The organism is Prevotella sp. SGI.167, from assembly GCF_050313615.1.
In the GTDB taxonomy this organism is placed as follows: Bacteria; Bacteroidota; Bacteroidia; order Bacteroidales; family Bacteroidaceae; genus Prevotella.
Genome location: NZ_JBNPLT010000002.1, coordinates 209,315 through 223,029, shown reverse-complemented (window position 1 = coordinate 223,029; position 13,715 = coordinate 209,315). Strand labels below are relative to the sequence as shown.

At 43.6% G+C, this 13,715-nt stretch carries 9 protein-coding genes and 1 tRNA gene; 3 read left to right on the top strand and 7 right to left on the bottom strand.

The genetic code is table 11. The features are described 5' to 3' along the window. Window positions 1-51: 51 nt before the first annotated feature. On the bottom strand, window positions 52-1,626 hold the full coding sequence (locus ACQRBJ_RS02340; protein WP_445302762.1) for a glycoside hydrolase family 28 protein: 1,575 nt from the start codon (window positions 1,624-1,626) through the stop codon (window positions 52-54). A gap of 125 nt (window positions 1,627-1,751) precedes the next feature. Beyond that, a complete protein-coding gene (locus ACQRBJ_RS02335) occupies window positions 1,752-2,738 on the bottom strand; it encodes a glycosyltransferase (protein WP_299400834.1) in 987 nt (328 codons plus the stop codon). A gap of 225 nt (window positions 2,739-2,963) precedes the next feature. Between ACQRBJ_RS02335 and ACQRBJ_RS02330 the strand changes: the two genes are divergently transcribed. Further along, a complete protein-coding gene (locus ACQRBJ_RS02330) occupies window positions 2,964-4,712 on the top strand; it encodes a tetratricopeptide repeat protein (RefSeq protein ID WP_445302761.1) in 1,749 nt (582 codons plus the stop codon). 843 nt (window positions 4,713-5,555) lie between these two features. Here the strand turns inward: ACQRBJ_RS02330 and ACQRBJ_RS02325 are convergent. After that, window positions 5,556-5,637 (bottom strand) — tRNA-Leu (locus ACQRBJ_RS02325). A 234-nt stretch (window positions 5,638-5,871) separates the two neighbouring features. On the opposite strand from ACQRBJ_RS02325, the gene ACQRBJ_RS02320 reads away from it, so the two are divergent. After that, window positions 5,872-6,963 carry a sugar phosphate nucleotidyltransferase gene (locus tag ACQRBJ_RS02320; protein ID WP_294968799.1) on the top strand — a complete coding sequence of 364 codons (1,092 nt, stop codon included), beginning with the start codon at window positions 5,872-5,874 and terminating at the stop codon, window positions 6,961-6,963. A 102-nt stretch (window positions 6,964-7,065) separates the two neighbouring features. Here ACQRBJ_RS02320 and ACQRBJ_RS02315 read toward each other — a convergent pair whose 3' ends face one another. From ACQRBJ_RS02315 to ACQRBJ_RS02300, 4 genes are all read right to left on the bottom strand, one after another. After that, a complete protein-coding gene (locus ACQRBJ_RS02315; RefSeq protein ID WP_294968801.1) occupies window positions 7,066-7,467 on the bottom strand; it encodes an HIT family protein in 402 nt (133 codons plus the stop codon). Window positions 7,468-7,652: 185 nt separating this feature from the next. Continuing rightward, complete coding sequence (gene greA, locus ACQRBJ_RS02310; RefSeq protein ID WP_294968804.1) at window positions 7,653-8,120, bottom strand: transcription elongation factor GreA; 468 nt, start codon at window positions 8,118-8,120, stop codon at window positions 7,653-7,655. Between the two features lie 185 nt (window positions 8,121-8,305). Beyond that, window positions 8,306-11,791, bottom strand: a complete 3,486-nt coding sequence (locus tag ACQRBJ_RS02305; RefSeq protein WP_445302760.1) for a DEAD/DEAH box helicase — start codon at window positions 11,789-11,791, stop codon at window positions 8,306-8,308. Window positions 11,792-11,869: 78 nt separating this feature from the next. Next, window positions 11,870-13,006, bottom strand: coding sequence for an ATP-binding protein (locus ACQRBJ_RS02300; RefSeq protein ID WP_294968809.1), 1,137 nt, complete (start codon window positions 13,004-13,006; stop codon window positions 11,870-11,872). A gap of 218 nt (window positions 13,007-13,224) precedes the next feature. On the opposite strand from ACQRBJ_RS02300, the gene ACQRBJ_RS02295 reads away from it, so the two are divergent. Continuing rightward, complete coding sequence (locus ACQRBJ_RS02295; RefSeq protein WP_089544843.1) at window positions 13,225-13,692, top strand: nucleoside deaminase; 468 nt, start codon at window positions 13,225-13,227, stop codon at window positions 13,690-13,692. Window positions 13,693-13,715 lie beyond the last annotated feature (23 nt).

The window sequence follows — 13,715 nt, the reverse complement described above, 5'->3', positions numbered from 1 at the left end:
TTCTGACAGATACGGAGAATGTCTAATCTGTCTTTTATCATCAAGACGATATTAGAAGTCAAGAGTAATACCCTTTTCGTCAATCTTCTTGTATGTCTTGTCGTTGACAATTACATTCTTTGAATTCTTGGCATCGAAGGCGTGGTTCTTTGCACTAACCTTGATGTTTTCGAGCTTCACGCCATCTGTACGGTTGATGACGATGCCATATTCTGCATTGTTTACCTCCATATCCTTGATGTGGATATTGCTTACCGGCATCTCAGGGAGACCGTTGAAGTAAGCGGCACGACGGGCTGTGCGGCAGATGACATGGTTGATGTCGATATTGCGGAAGCAAGGAGTTGTCTCATCTACCTTGAACTTCTGTACCTTCTGACTCTTAGCCTCGTCGCCATCGTTGAGAACTTCAACGGCAGACTTGCCACCGTAATAGAGATCGAAGGTGATGACATCGGTCTGGATATCAAACATTGACATGTTGTCGATATAAATATTTTCTACTACGCCACCACGACCGCGTGTACTCTTGAAACGGAGTCCCACATCAGTACCGAGGAACTGGCAGTCGCTCACCTTAATATTCTTTACGCCACCGCTCATCTCGCTACCAACAACGAAACCGCCATGACCCTTGAATACGGTACAGCCGTTTACGATGACATTCTCGCAAGGAATGCCGCGCTTTCTTCCGTCAGCATCCTTACCGCTCTTGATACAGATACCGTCATCGCCTACATCGAAAGTTGAGTTGACGATGAGTGCATTCTTGCAGCTCTCCAGGTCGAGACCGTCACCATTCTGAGCGTATGAAGGGTTGCGAACCAATACATCTTCTATAAGAACGTTCTCGCACATCAGCGGATGAATGTTCCATGCTGGTGAATTCTGGAAGATAACACCGTTGAGCCAAACGTTCTTGCAGCTTACGAGGCTTATCATCACAGGACGGAGGAAACGCTTGATCTCGTTCCACTCTTCTTCTGAAGTTGGAGTCTTAGGCACATTCATGTTGGCACTGTTGTCAGCCTTCAATGCACCCTCTGTTGGGAACCAGTAGTCAGCTCTCTTGAAAGCACCGCCACGAGAAGTAATCTGCTTCCACTGTGCATCTGTAACCTTCTGCTTCTTCAATGGACGCCAGTATTCTCCGTTTCCGTCGATGCAGCCCTGACCGGTAATTGCCACGTTGGTAAGATTATGGCCAGAGATAGGTGACTGGCAGCGGCGTGTATCCAAACCTTCGAATGATGTATCTACAAAAGGGTAGAGGGCATCATCTGGTGAGAAAAGGATGACAGCACCTTTTTCGAGATGCAGGTTGATATTGCTCTTCAATACGATAGGACCTGTGAACCATACGCCTTGTGGCACAACGAGTTTACCGCCACCTTTCTGGGTCAGCGCATCGATAGCCTTAGCAAAGGCTGTGGTACAGAGAGAAGAACCGTCACCAATAGCACCAAAGTCCTTGAGGTTTACCTCATTGGCAGGGAACTGTGGACGGGTCACCTTTTCCATCTGGAATGGCAGATTCTCATATAGAGCATCATACTTCTTGATGTCGGTTGCCTGGGCACTGAGTGCCAGCAAGCAAGCACAAACCATGCTAAAAATTTTCTTCATGACTGTAATTATGTTTTTGTTTGTTTTATAAATCATTGTTAGCTTCCGTCTGCAAATTTATGAATAATATCTGATTTCACCAAACGAAAGTATCAGATTATGCCTATAAAACATCGCAAACGTTTTCAGTCTTTTTCTAGCAAATACTTGTAGTTGTATATTTGCATGAATGGATGTAATATTGCTCGAAGGATGGCTATCGGGTCTTTTTCGTAGGTGTAAAACAAGATATGCCTATATTTTACATACATTTTAATGAGTCCTCCTAATGCTGTTATGCTGGTTTTACTTTCGTAGTCCATCAACTTTATGGCATCCTTATATATTTTTTCTTCAGACGGGATTGTTTTTAGAAAACCTGCTCTTACCGCAAAATGTTTAGCCATTAACGGTTTTATTTTGTGATAATAGCGAATACCAAATCCTATCATGGATAAAGCATTGTTGGCAGAACGTATTCTCTTCTTGTCGTATGCAGAGTAAGAGGCAGCTCCTTGATAACGTCGCTGTTTCACGACAATCTTATCTATGAGGATGATTCTGTTAAGTGCAGCTGCCGTCTGACCAAGAATAACATCATACCATGTATGTGTATAGATAGGACATGATTCTAGATTCTTTGGTAAAAAGGTTAATAATTCTTTTCTAAAGAGTGTGCAATGTCCAGGCATAGATGCATACATCATCCTTATGATATTACAGTTGGGTTTTCGGCTGTCGTAATGGATGGAAATGTTTTTGTCTTCTTTGCAGTAAAAGGGGACTGAACGACCTACGCACATGAGGTTGTCACCGATGCTTTTCGACATGATTTCTAATTTGTTGGATTCCCAAATATCATCTTGGTCGCTGATGGCAATCAAGTCGCCTGTAGCCCGTTTGATGGCACTGAAGAAATTATTATTAATACCTCTTTCTTTAGGATTCTTATATACCTTAATATATGGGTATCTTTCTGCATATTCCAGTAGGATGTTCCAAGTCCCATCCGAGGAACCGTCGTCTTGTGCAATAACTTCGTATGGAGACAGTGATTGAGAAACAATGGAGTCAAGCTGCTCTCCGAGAAACTTGGCTCCATTATAAGTACAGATTACGATAGAGATTTTCATATTTCAATATTTTTTTTGCAAAATTACTGCCATGTTTGCAAAAAATATTGAATTTTCAAAACTATAAGTTCAATGATTTTTCATTGGAAAAGGATTGAAAACGCAGTTTTTGCCGAATTCATCGGGAAAAGCACCTTGTTTTCTCTCGTTTTGTAGCATTTGCTAATGTATGTCTTGTTGTAATAAAAGCAGATTTTATTCGTTTTAGTTTAAAAATATGATTTTATGAGAAGAAATTACATTCAACAGCTTGTGTTATTTTTTGCATGTTTGATTATCTCTGTTTCTTGCAATAGAGAGGAAAATGCATGTAGGTTAAAGGAAATGGAGCATCTGATTTCTGAAAATCCTCAAATGGCATTAGATTCTTTAAATAAAATACGGAATACTGCGACCCTTGCTGGTCATGCCACTTATAATCATTATCTGTTATGCTTGGCTGATGCTCAAAATAAAGCTGGAGCAAAAGTGGTTGCACCTAATATTTTTCAGTCAGTAGTTACGTATTATGAAAATGCTGGGACAATCTATGACCAAGTGCGGGCTTATTATCTGATGGGTAGTTCCTATCGTGATGCTGGTGAAAGCATAAAAGCCTTAGAAGCATACAATAAAGCTTTAGAGTCGGCTGAGTTTGGACAGAAAGATGAGATAATGTACTCTCTTCTTTCAAGGATTCATGGACAGATGGCACAGATATATATTGCTCAGAGATTACCAGCGCATGTTGTGAAGTCATGCGAAAATGCTTGTAAGTATTCTTTGTTGGCAAAAGATACAACATCTGCAGCCATATTTCTAGGAGGTGCTTGCTTGGGTTATAAGATGCAGAATGACAATCAAGCTTCAGTTGCCATTATTCTTAGAGCTCAAAAGATATTAAGACAAGTAAAGAACTATCAATTGGCTGCCATGTGTTCGTCTGTCATTATCGAACCTTATTTAAAGTTGGGACAGTATGATAAGGCAAGAGATTGTATTCTTTCTTATGAAAAATATTCAGGTGTTTTTGATAAGGATGGTAATATTGAGAAAGGTCGTGAAGTCTTTTATTATGATAAAGGGTTATATTTTATGGCTGTAAACCAGTTAGATTCTGCTGAATGTTATTTTAGAAAGGCCTTAAAAAATAAGAATGATGGAGATTGCCAGGAAGGCGGGCATCGGAGTCTTTATTTATTGTATAAGAAGATAGGTAATAAGGATTCTTTGGCAAAATATGCAGATTTAGCTTATCAGATTAATGATAAGCGGGTACTGGAACTTTCTACCCGTGAAATCCAGAATATGCAACAACTTTATAATTATACCCGAAACCAGGAACTAGCTAAGCAGGAACAGATGCGTGCTGATGGATTGAAAAGGTGGTTAATAGTTGTTGTGAGTTTTTGTCTTCTTGGTGTTATGTTCGGAATTTTAGTCTATAGGCATTATGCTGTTAATAGGAGTAAAGAACGTGAAAATTATAAGGCAAAACTCGAAGAATTGGCAGAGGCAAAAAGAAAACAGCAACTATTGGCAGATAACAGAATAGAGCAGATGAGTTTGGATAATGAACGCCAAATACGCATTTTGGAAAAGCAACTTGTTGATTATCAGAATACGAGGCAGCTATCTGTTTCGCAAATGAAGGAAGATGAAGTACAAGCAAGTTCTATCTGTCAGCATTTGCATCGTGTGGGGTGTGGACTTTCTACTTTGGAAGTTAATGATTGGAAAGAACTGGAGAAATTGCTTTTTGATGAGTTTCCTTCATTTAAATTGAAAATGATGGCAGTGAAAAATTCTATTTTAATAGACGATTATCAACTCTGTCTTTTAGCTAGAGTTCGTTTCACTCCGTCAGAAATTGGAAATATTCTTGGTGTTAAACCTTCAAATGTAACGATGAAAAGAAAAAGAATGCTCAATGCTCTTTTTGATAAAATTGGTAATGCCAAGGAATTTGATAAACTTCTTCTGTCTCTCTGTTAAATGTGTAGACGTTTCGCTTTCTGCCTTACCATGGCACAATATTGCCCCTAGGCGGGCAACTTTTTGCCATTGGCAGATAAGAAATAATACGTCGGGAGAAAGATTCCATCAGGTCTATCTCTGTCATTTACTAGGTGCATTCTGGCAGTAGGTTGAGTAGTTTTGCTTGCGAAAAAAGCTACTCTCGATTTTACTCTTCACTCTTCACCTTTTCGCTTGAAACCCCGATAAACACTGGGGTTGCGAGTGGTGAAGAGTTTCGCCAACCCTTCACCCACCCTTCACCACCCTTCACCTCAGCAGAATTTTGAACTGCTTAAAGGGAGGATTCTGTTACTCTGGGAATAGGAATAAGACTTCAACTAAGCCCCATGTAAATCTCAACTAGGCTCTACGTAACCTTCAATTAAGCCCCACGTAAACTTTATCTAAGGCTTAAACCAGTTTCAAATAAGGTTTAAATCGTCTTCAAAGAAGGCTTAAGTCAAGCTTAATAGAAGCTTAAAGCCACTCATAATAGAAGACTAAGGCCACTCATAATAGAAGCCTTGGAGCAAGCCTTAATGGAAACCCAAAAGCAGAAAGGTGAAGGGTGGGTGAAGAGTGGTGAAGAGTTGATGAAACCCTTCACCGTTATAAGTGTCTTATATATAGTGCTTTATGTTATGTTGGTGAAGGGTGAAGGGTGTTTTTGAGATTGTTGGGAAATCTGTCGGCATGAAATAATCCTAACTTTTTGTGTTTTTTCCAGCTTTAGCAGATACTTTTTCATGAAAGCAGGGGATGGGTAATGTATATAGCGAAAGAAGGTTGATAATCAAAAGACTATCAACCTTCTTGTTGTACCCAGACCCGGGATCGAACCGGGATGGATTGCTCCACTGGTGTTTGAGACCAGCGCGTCTACCGATTCCGCCATCTGGGCAAATAGCACTTGGCTTATTTGCGGTTGCAAAGGTACTAATAATTTTTGAACTGGCAAACTTTTTGAGAACTTTTTTTCGAAAAAAGTGCATTTTGCGTGCCAAAAGGCTAAAATATTGTTGTATTTGCCCCCTCCAATCTTAAATTAAGAGAAAAACTTTGGCGCATTCAAATATATTTTCTAATTTTACAGTTGGAAATTTAATTTAAAAACTGCAAACATATGAATCAAAATATGACGGTTAACGTAAATAACTACTATTGTGTGATACTTGCAGGAGGAAAAGGACGTAGACTTTGGCCTTGCAGCCGCAGTAACTATCCGAAGCAATTTATCGATTTCTTTGGAGTAGGACGTACTCAGTTGCAGCAAACCTACGACCGAATGGCAAAGATTGTTCCTGCTGATCATATATATATCAATACGAACGAGGAATTCGTACATTTGATTAAGGAGCAGTTGCCAGAAGTTTCTATGGATAACATTTTGGCAGAGCCTATTCATCGTAATACGGCTCCGAGCATGGCATGGGCCAATCATCGCATTTCCATGATAAATCCCAATGCCTGTGTGATTACCACTCCTTCAGACCAGGCTATCTTCAACGAGGAAGCTTTCCGGGAAAATGTGCTGAAAGGCTTGGCTTTTGTAGCAGAGAACGACCGGTTCCTTACCATGGGAGTGAAGCCAACCCGTCCTGAACCGGGTTATGGATATATTCAGATGGGCGATGTCTTTTGTGACAATATGTATCAGGTTCAATCCTTTACGGAGAAACCGGAGCGTGATTTTGCCAAGATATTCGTTGAGAGTGGGGAGTTTTATTGGAATACTGGTCTCTTCCTGAGCAATGTAAAGCATCTGAGAGAGTGTTTCTGTAAGATTCTGCCTCCTGTGCTCCGTGATTACGACAAGCAGTATCCGGAGTTTAGCATCGAGACGGAGAATGCCTATATGAAGGAGAGTTTTTCTTCTTATCCTAATATCTCTGTGGATTTTGGAATCCTTGAGAAGCCTTCAGATGTATGCGTGATGAAGTGTGATTTCGGATGGGCTGACTTGGGAACATGGCACAGTATCTATGAGGCGATGCAGAAGAGCGATGACGATAACGTGGTGATAGACAGCGATGTGATGATGGAAAACTGCCACAACAATGTGATTAAGTTGCCGAAGGGCAAGCTTGCCGTATTGAACGGGCTGGATGGTTTTATCGTTGCCGAGAAAGACAATGTGCTGCTCGTCTGCAGGAAGGAAGATTCTTCCGCATTGGTTCGCAAATATGTGAACGAGGTGCAGATGAAGCGAGGTGAAGACTTTATTTAATGGGCGATTTAGTCAAATAAATATAATATGTATGAAAAATGAGCTGCAACCCTCTGCAGCTCATTTTTTACTTTATAAGCGGATGTGTGGCTTACACACATTCTACAATTTCTGGAATTCAGTATAAATCTTATCAGCGATTTCCTTGAACTCTTCCTCAGAGAGCTTGAGGTGCTCCTTGCGGAAATTGACATCAGCTTCGCTGTTCATTGGGATGAGGTGGATATGGGCATGAGGAACCTCCAGACCCAAAACAACCTGCGCCACTTTCTTGCATGGGAAGGCTGCCTTGATAGCCTTGGCTACCTTCTTGGCGAAAACCTCAAACTCAGCCAGGTCTTCGTCTTCCATATCGAAGATGTAATCAACCTCCTTACGGGGAATCACCAAGGTATGACCTTTGCCGATAGGGCTAATGTCGAGGAAAGCATAAAACTTGTCGCTTTCTGCACACTTGTAGCTAGGAATCTCTCCTGCTGCAATCTTTGAAAAAATGCTTGCCATAATCGCTAATCAATTTATAATTAATAATTTATAATTTACAATTCATATTATCTTATTCTCTTTTTGATGTCGTTGCATCGGCTACTTTCATTTTCTGTAGAGTATATCGGGTAGGCTTACATATAACATAAAAGGAACCGTCATACGGGCATTGCTGCCGATATGATAGTTCCTTTTATTCCGTTTTATTCAAATGAAATCTTGTCGATGCGAAGGTTGATGGTGCCGCGAGGAATCTTGATTTCTGCAATCTCACCTACCTTCTTGTTGAGCAATCCCTGTGCGATAGGAGTCTTGATGGAAATCTTGCCTTCCTTCAAGTTTGCCTCGCTCTCGCTCACGATGGTATAGGTCATCTTTGCCTTGTTAGCCATGTTGGTCATCTCTACCTTCGACATGATCTGCACGCTGTCGGTGCTGAGCTGCTTGGTATCGATAATCTTGGCCTCGGCAATGGTGAGCTTCAGGCGATTGATCTTATCTTCCAGATGAGCCTGTGCCTCTTTAGCGGCATCATACTCAGAATTCTCACTTAAATCACCCTTGTCGCGGGCTTCAGCAATTGCGGCTGATGCCTTAGGGCGCTCTACAGATACGAGCTGTTTCAGCTCAGCTACGAGATTGTCGTAGCCTTCTTGTGACATGTAAGCCATAATTTTTCTTGTTGTTTAATGTTATTAATAATATGTTCTTAGAGGCATAAAAAATAAAGAATTCCAGTGCCAGTGGAGCACCGGAATCCTATACTTATATGTGTCTCTTTCTTATCCTTATGTTTATAATTCGATTGCAAAGATAGGACTTTATTTCCGTATCACCAAACTTTTTGGATGAAATTTTAAAAATAACCTCCTTTTTCCTTCACATACTCCATTAATTCACTAAAAATCTGATTATTGCGTAATATCTCCGGGTTGCCAGTCATAATCATCTGCTTCCTGGCTCGGGTGATGGCTACGTTCAGCTTGCGGTCGATGATGGCACCGTCTTCTACGAAGCTGTTGCCGGCAAGAAAGTCGAGTTGCCAGATGTTCTGGATGGTGAAACTGTAGATGATGACATCTCGCTGGCTGCCCTGATAGCGTTCCACGGTATCGATGCTGATCTTCTCCAGTTCCGGGATGCCGAGTTTTTCGATGCCCTTGCGTACCATGGCTATCTGGTTGCGATAAGGTACGATGACGCCTACGGTCTTCTGCGGGTCGAACTGTGCGCCATAGAAACGGTGGATGCGACGGAGCATGTCTACCACGATTTCTGCTTCGTTGGCATTGATCTTGTCGGATACATTCGGTTCCTTGCAGAACTGAGATGGGAGGAAGATCATGCGATGTTCCTTCAGGAGGTCATCGAGCGCATCTTCTGATGGGAGGGTATAGGACAGTTCCTCTTCCAACTGGTGTGGACAAGGTACGGGTTCCAGTTTCTCCCGGCGGTAGAACATCCGGTTCGGAAACTCGGCTATCTCCGGGTGCATTCTTCCCTGACGGCGAAGTATGCCGATAAAGTCCGTGCGTTCCTCGTGGTCTTCCCAATGAATCAGGCGCTCGAAGAGGGAACTGCGGCAGTTGGTGAGGCAGATGTCCTGTAAGAGACTCATGTCTACAACTCCATTCTTCTGGCTGTCATGGATGGTAGGAATCGCAGAATCCTTCTCGCTCTGCTGCACTACGGCAGGCAACTGCTTATAGTCGCCGATGAGGATAAACTTATCCACGGCAGACAGGAGCCCGATGAGATTTGGCTCCAATATCTGGCTCGACTCGTCGATGATGGCAAGCTTGAAGTGCTTCAGGGTGAAGATGAACGGCTTGGAAGTCATCATCGAAGTAGTTCCTACGATTACGCGCGTACCTATTATATATTGTTTGATGGCTTCGAGCTTCGGACAGTCGCTGATAGCCTTCTCTATCAGATAAGGGCGGAACCGTTCATCGCAGGAGTATTCGCTGCCCAGACGCAGGAATGGGATGCCGGAATCTACCAGCATCTCGCAGATTTCATCTACGGCTCGGTTGGTATACGACATCAGGAGTATGGAGGAAGCGGGTTGCTGAGCTGTCTTGTCTCCGGTGGCGATGCTTTCTGCTGTAGGCATTCCCGTTCCGTCGTTCAATGCTTCTTCTACCATAAACTTCAGGGCACGACTGGTTTTTCCTGTTCCCGGAGGCCCTACGAGCAGAAAGTAATCCTGCGCCTGTTTGGCACGGAGGATGATATCGTCCAAGACATTGTCGTAATGTTTGGTCAATGCCAGCGAAGTATCTCTTTGCGGAGCACGTTGTCCCAACAGCAGGTCGCGTTTCTCCTTTGGAGCACAGATAAACTGGTGCAGGTTGCGGATGCTTCCACCGGTCGATGCATCGCTCGTTCCGTGTTCGATGGCGTATGGCAGGTTCGTTTCGAAGATATCGGCGTTCTGCTGTCCGTCAGTGAGATGCACTACTATCTCATGGCTGTGAATCTCCTGCAATACACCTTTATATAATATAGCCTTTCTCACGTCGGGTTCTTCCTTCAGCTTGTAGGTATAGAGATACACCATGTCGCCGATGCGGAAGTTGGGCAGGAAGTCCTTTCCCTGGTCGGGCACACTGAGGGTGATGGTATCAAATCCACTTCCTGCGCTGCTCTGTTCCTTTCGGATGATGTGCAGGTCGGTATAGATATTACCGGCATCCTTCTTCTCGGTGAGCGGCATGGTCCAGAGGTCAGAACTCGATGTGTTCGTTCCTTCCTGTGCGCCCACCTTGCTGATCATCTGTTCCCGTAAGACAAAGGTCATCATGCGGCAGAAGTAGGCTTCCTCCAGTGGAGAAAGGTCGTGGAGCGGGTTGGTGATGGCTTCTATCTGTGGTTTCAGATACTTGTTGTAGAAGAAATCCTGGGTACCTGCCACATTCAAAACTTCGGGGGTAAATTCATTCAGTGTATGCTCGAATCCCTCCTTGGCTATCTCGAAGGAGGCGGCAACGAGCTGGTTGCGGTATTCGATGGCCTCCTTGAAGAGCTTTTGGTAGTAAGCTACCACCATCAATCCGTCTTGCGGCTGATACTTGGAGTAGAGCAGTCGGATATTCACGCGGTCGTTGCTCAGCTTGAAGTTGTGCTGTAACACGCCATAGTAGAGCAGGAGCTGTACATAGTGAGGCTCCAGCTGATAACTGTGATAAGCGGGATCTACCTGATGGGTTTCGATATTCATGTTGCGTCCTGATTTCTGTTCCACCAGCAGCTTGCAGTCGGTGGTCATCAGGTCTACACGTCCCTGTATGCCCAGAGCTTCGCATACGAACGAAGGCTCCAGGATGGCTTTCTTCCTGTCGTAAAGACTTTCGCCTCGGAATGCTGACATCTTTGCCTGCGATGCGGTACGCGGAAAGAGAATATCCACTACCTGCTGCAGATTGAATGCCTGCAGGCTGGCATCGGTATAAAACTTCTTGGCGTCAAACCAGGGACAGGTACAGAACTCCAGGGCTTTCTCCCGGAAGTTGCTCTTCACGGTTTCGTTCACCTGATACTTGCCGTGTGAGTTGATGATGTCGTCGAGCGCAGCACCGGCAAAGTTACCGAGCAGGGTTGCCTGGGTGTTGGCACGGGGCTTCATCAGGTTTAATAGATAAAGCAGAGGATGGTGACCGAAAGCCGTGAAACAGGTAGCAATACTACTGATATCTACCAGATAATCGGGCTCTACAACGATGAGTCGGGGGGTGATGATGGGCTGCTTCACCTGACAGTCGAGCAGATTGAGCTGCATTCCTTCCTTCAGCAGGTCCCAAAGATAGGTATGGTCGATATGGTTTTCTTCGTCTTTCAACCGCACGAGATACTCTTCTTCATCGGCATCCTGATCGATGTCTACACGGATAAAGTCGCTGTCCCAGTTCTTTACAATGCAGCGGATGCGCCGGTTGTTGATTTCCAGTCCCTTCTGGAAGGGACGGTTGATATGCGGGATGAGTACATTGACTTCATGCGGTATTCTCTCTTCAAACACGGCAGAGATGAAGAGGGTGAGGGCACGGGCATCATATTTCAGGTCTTCGCCCGAAAGAGGTTCCTGCGAATTGCTGTGTCGGCGCATGGTCTGGATGGCAATCTTGTCTGCCACCTTGATGCCACGGGCCTTACAGAGATAATCCACTTGGGAAAAAAGGTTACCGAAAGCCTGTTTGGTATCCTTCACTCCTTCGTGGCAACAGAGGATGAGCGTATCGTGCATCATCTTGTTGCGAGTCTTCGGTTCCAGGTCGGGGAGCGTCAGGAGTTCCCTTACCCGCTGGAAAAGTTCTGTGGCACTGATATTGTTCTGATTCATGAATTGTTGCTTAATCTTGAGAGATGTTTACCTCATCTCTTTCCTCGAAAATGCGATTATTGGTTGCTTTTATTCCCATTATGGTAAAATGTTGTATTCTCTCTTCAGCCAAAGCTCGAAGACAGGATCGACGAATGAGAAATCTTGAAGATGTTTCTCAACGAGATCTTTCTCTACTAATACTTTTTTGTTACGTGTGATGCTCTGTGGCTGCCCCAGACCATACGTCTCTACAACATCCTTGGCATTGAAGTGCTTTTCGCCAGAAGCGATGGCTTTCAACATGCCGATTTGAGTGGGAGTGAGCTCGTCCATCTCTGTCAAGAACAAATCTTCGTTGGTGTCCAAAACCAGTTGGAGCTGGTTGTCGAGGAGTTTTTGCGTCACCTCTTTGTCTGTGTGTGACCATAGGAAGAAGCAATATTGCTGTACGTACCAAGAGTTATACTTCACTCTTTCGCATAGACATTCTGCTTGGCTCTCAGAGATAGTTTTTCCTGTCTTCTTAAAATTGCTCATGATATATGGTATCCAATATTCCTTGGCTATTCTCTTCAGGTTCATCAGTTGTCCGAACTTAAAGAAAGGACTGTTCGCCTTGTTGAAAATATCTTTCATCATGTGCATCTTGCTGCCGTAGAGACAATAGGTGGTATGGTGCTGCAACTGCCATTCAGCCCTCAGCATAGCTTCAAGGTTCTTCCATTTTGGCAGGTTGGCGAGTTGCTGAAACTCATCGATGCAGACGATAATCTTGATGCCTTTAGCCTCGGCTATCCTTTCGGGGAGTTGCAGAATGTTTTCAGGACTTTCCTTTACAGGATTCACCTTTAGGTTGACCTCTACGCTATTCATTGGGTCGGAAGCTATCGTGATGCTTGGGGTAAAACGATTGATAAATTTCACCAAGTCAGATAATTTCTGTTCCAATGTGGAAGAAACTCCTTGTATCACGATGGAGGCAAATTTGTTGTAGAATTCTTCCTCCGTATGAATCTTGGAGGCATCCATGAAGCAAACCTTTGTCTTGGATTCTTCCTGCATTAATTCTTCCATAGAGGTTCTGACAAGCGAAGATTTTCCCCATCTTCTTGGAGATACCAAGATGACGTTGATGCCGTGGCGAAGGAAATTTTTCAGCTCCCTTCGGTCTTCTACTCTGTCGATAAAACTCTCTTTCTCAGCGAGTCTTCCATAAATAAAGGGTATATCCATAGTCAATTTTTTATAAGTGATGGCGCAAAGTTACAAAAATTATAAATACTCTTATAATAAATGTATTTATAATTATGGATAATTAACGAGGTGATGGAAAAAGAAGTATTCCATTAAGTATTTTTTTCGTATGAAAGCCTTGCCGTATCAATTCTTTTTTGTATATTTGTAGTCCCAAAATGAAAGATGGGATATTATTAATCTAAAAAAATAAACGAATGACAAAAGAAGAATTGATGCATAGAGCTATTGAGCTCTCAAAGAATAGCGTGAAGACGGGTGGCGGACCTTTTGGTGCTGTGATTGCCAAGGACGGTATCATCATCGCAGAGGCTTCCAACAGCGTAACCATCGACCTCGACCCTACTGCACATGCCGAGGTGAACTGTGTGCGCCAGGCTTGTTTCAAGCTGAAGACCTTCAATCTGGAGGGCTGCGAGATTTATACCTCCTGTGAGCCATGCCCGATGTGTCTGGGTGCTATCTATTGGGCACATCTCGACCGTATCTATTATGCCAACGACAGAAAGGATGCAGCCAAGATAGGTTTCGATGATGAGTTTATCTACGAGGAGATAGACCGCAAGATAGAAGACCGCCATAAGCCGATGATTGCCCTGATGCGCGATGAGGCGCTGGGCGCTTTCCGCATGTGGGAGGAAAATACAGAAAAGACAGAGTATTAATGAGATAAGATAAAAAGGGAAGG

What these genes read in the sequence shown, in the direction of transcription:
- ACQRBJ_RS02340 (WP_445302762.1), bottom strand. Translation starts at nt 1,626, where the DNA reads ATGAAGAAAATTTTTAGCATGGTTTGTGCTTGCTTGCTGGCACTCAGT.
- ACQRBJ_RS02335 (WP_299400834.1), bottom strand. Translation starts at nt 2,738, where the DNA reads ATGAAAATCTCTATCGTAATCTGTACTTATAATGGAGCCAAGTTTCTC.
- ACQRBJ_RS02330 (WP_445302761.1), top strand. Translation starts at nt 2,964, where the DNA reads ATGAGAAGAAATTACATTCAACAGCTTGTGTTATTTTTTGCATGTTTG.
- ACQRBJ_RS02320 (WP_294968799.1), top strand. Translation starts at nt 5,872, where the DNA reads ATGACGGTTAACGTAAATAACTACTATTGTGTGATACTTGCAGGAGGA.
- ACQRBJ_RS02315 (WP_294968801.1), bottom strand. Translation starts at nt 7,467, where the DNA reads ATGGCAAGCATTTTTTCAAAGATTGCAGCAGGAGAGATTCCTAGCTAC.
- greA (WP_294968804.1), bottom strand. Translation starts at nt 8,120, where the DNA reads ATGGCTTACATGTCACAAGAAGGCTACGACAATCTCGTAGCTGAGCTG.
- ACQRBJ_RS02305 (WP_445302760.1), bottom strand. Translation starts at nt 11,791, where the DNA reads ATGAATCAGAACAATATCAGTGCCACAGAACTTTTCCAGCGGGTAAGG.
- ACQRBJ_RS02300 (WP_294968809.1), bottom strand. Translation starts at nt 13,006, where the DNA reads ATGGATATACCCTTTATTTATGGAAGACTCGCTGAGAAAGAGAGTTTT.
- ACQRBJ_RS02295 (WP_089544843.1), top strand. Translation starts at nt 13,225, where the DNA reads ATGACAAAAGAAGAATTGATGCATAGAGCTATTGAGCTCTCAAAGAAT.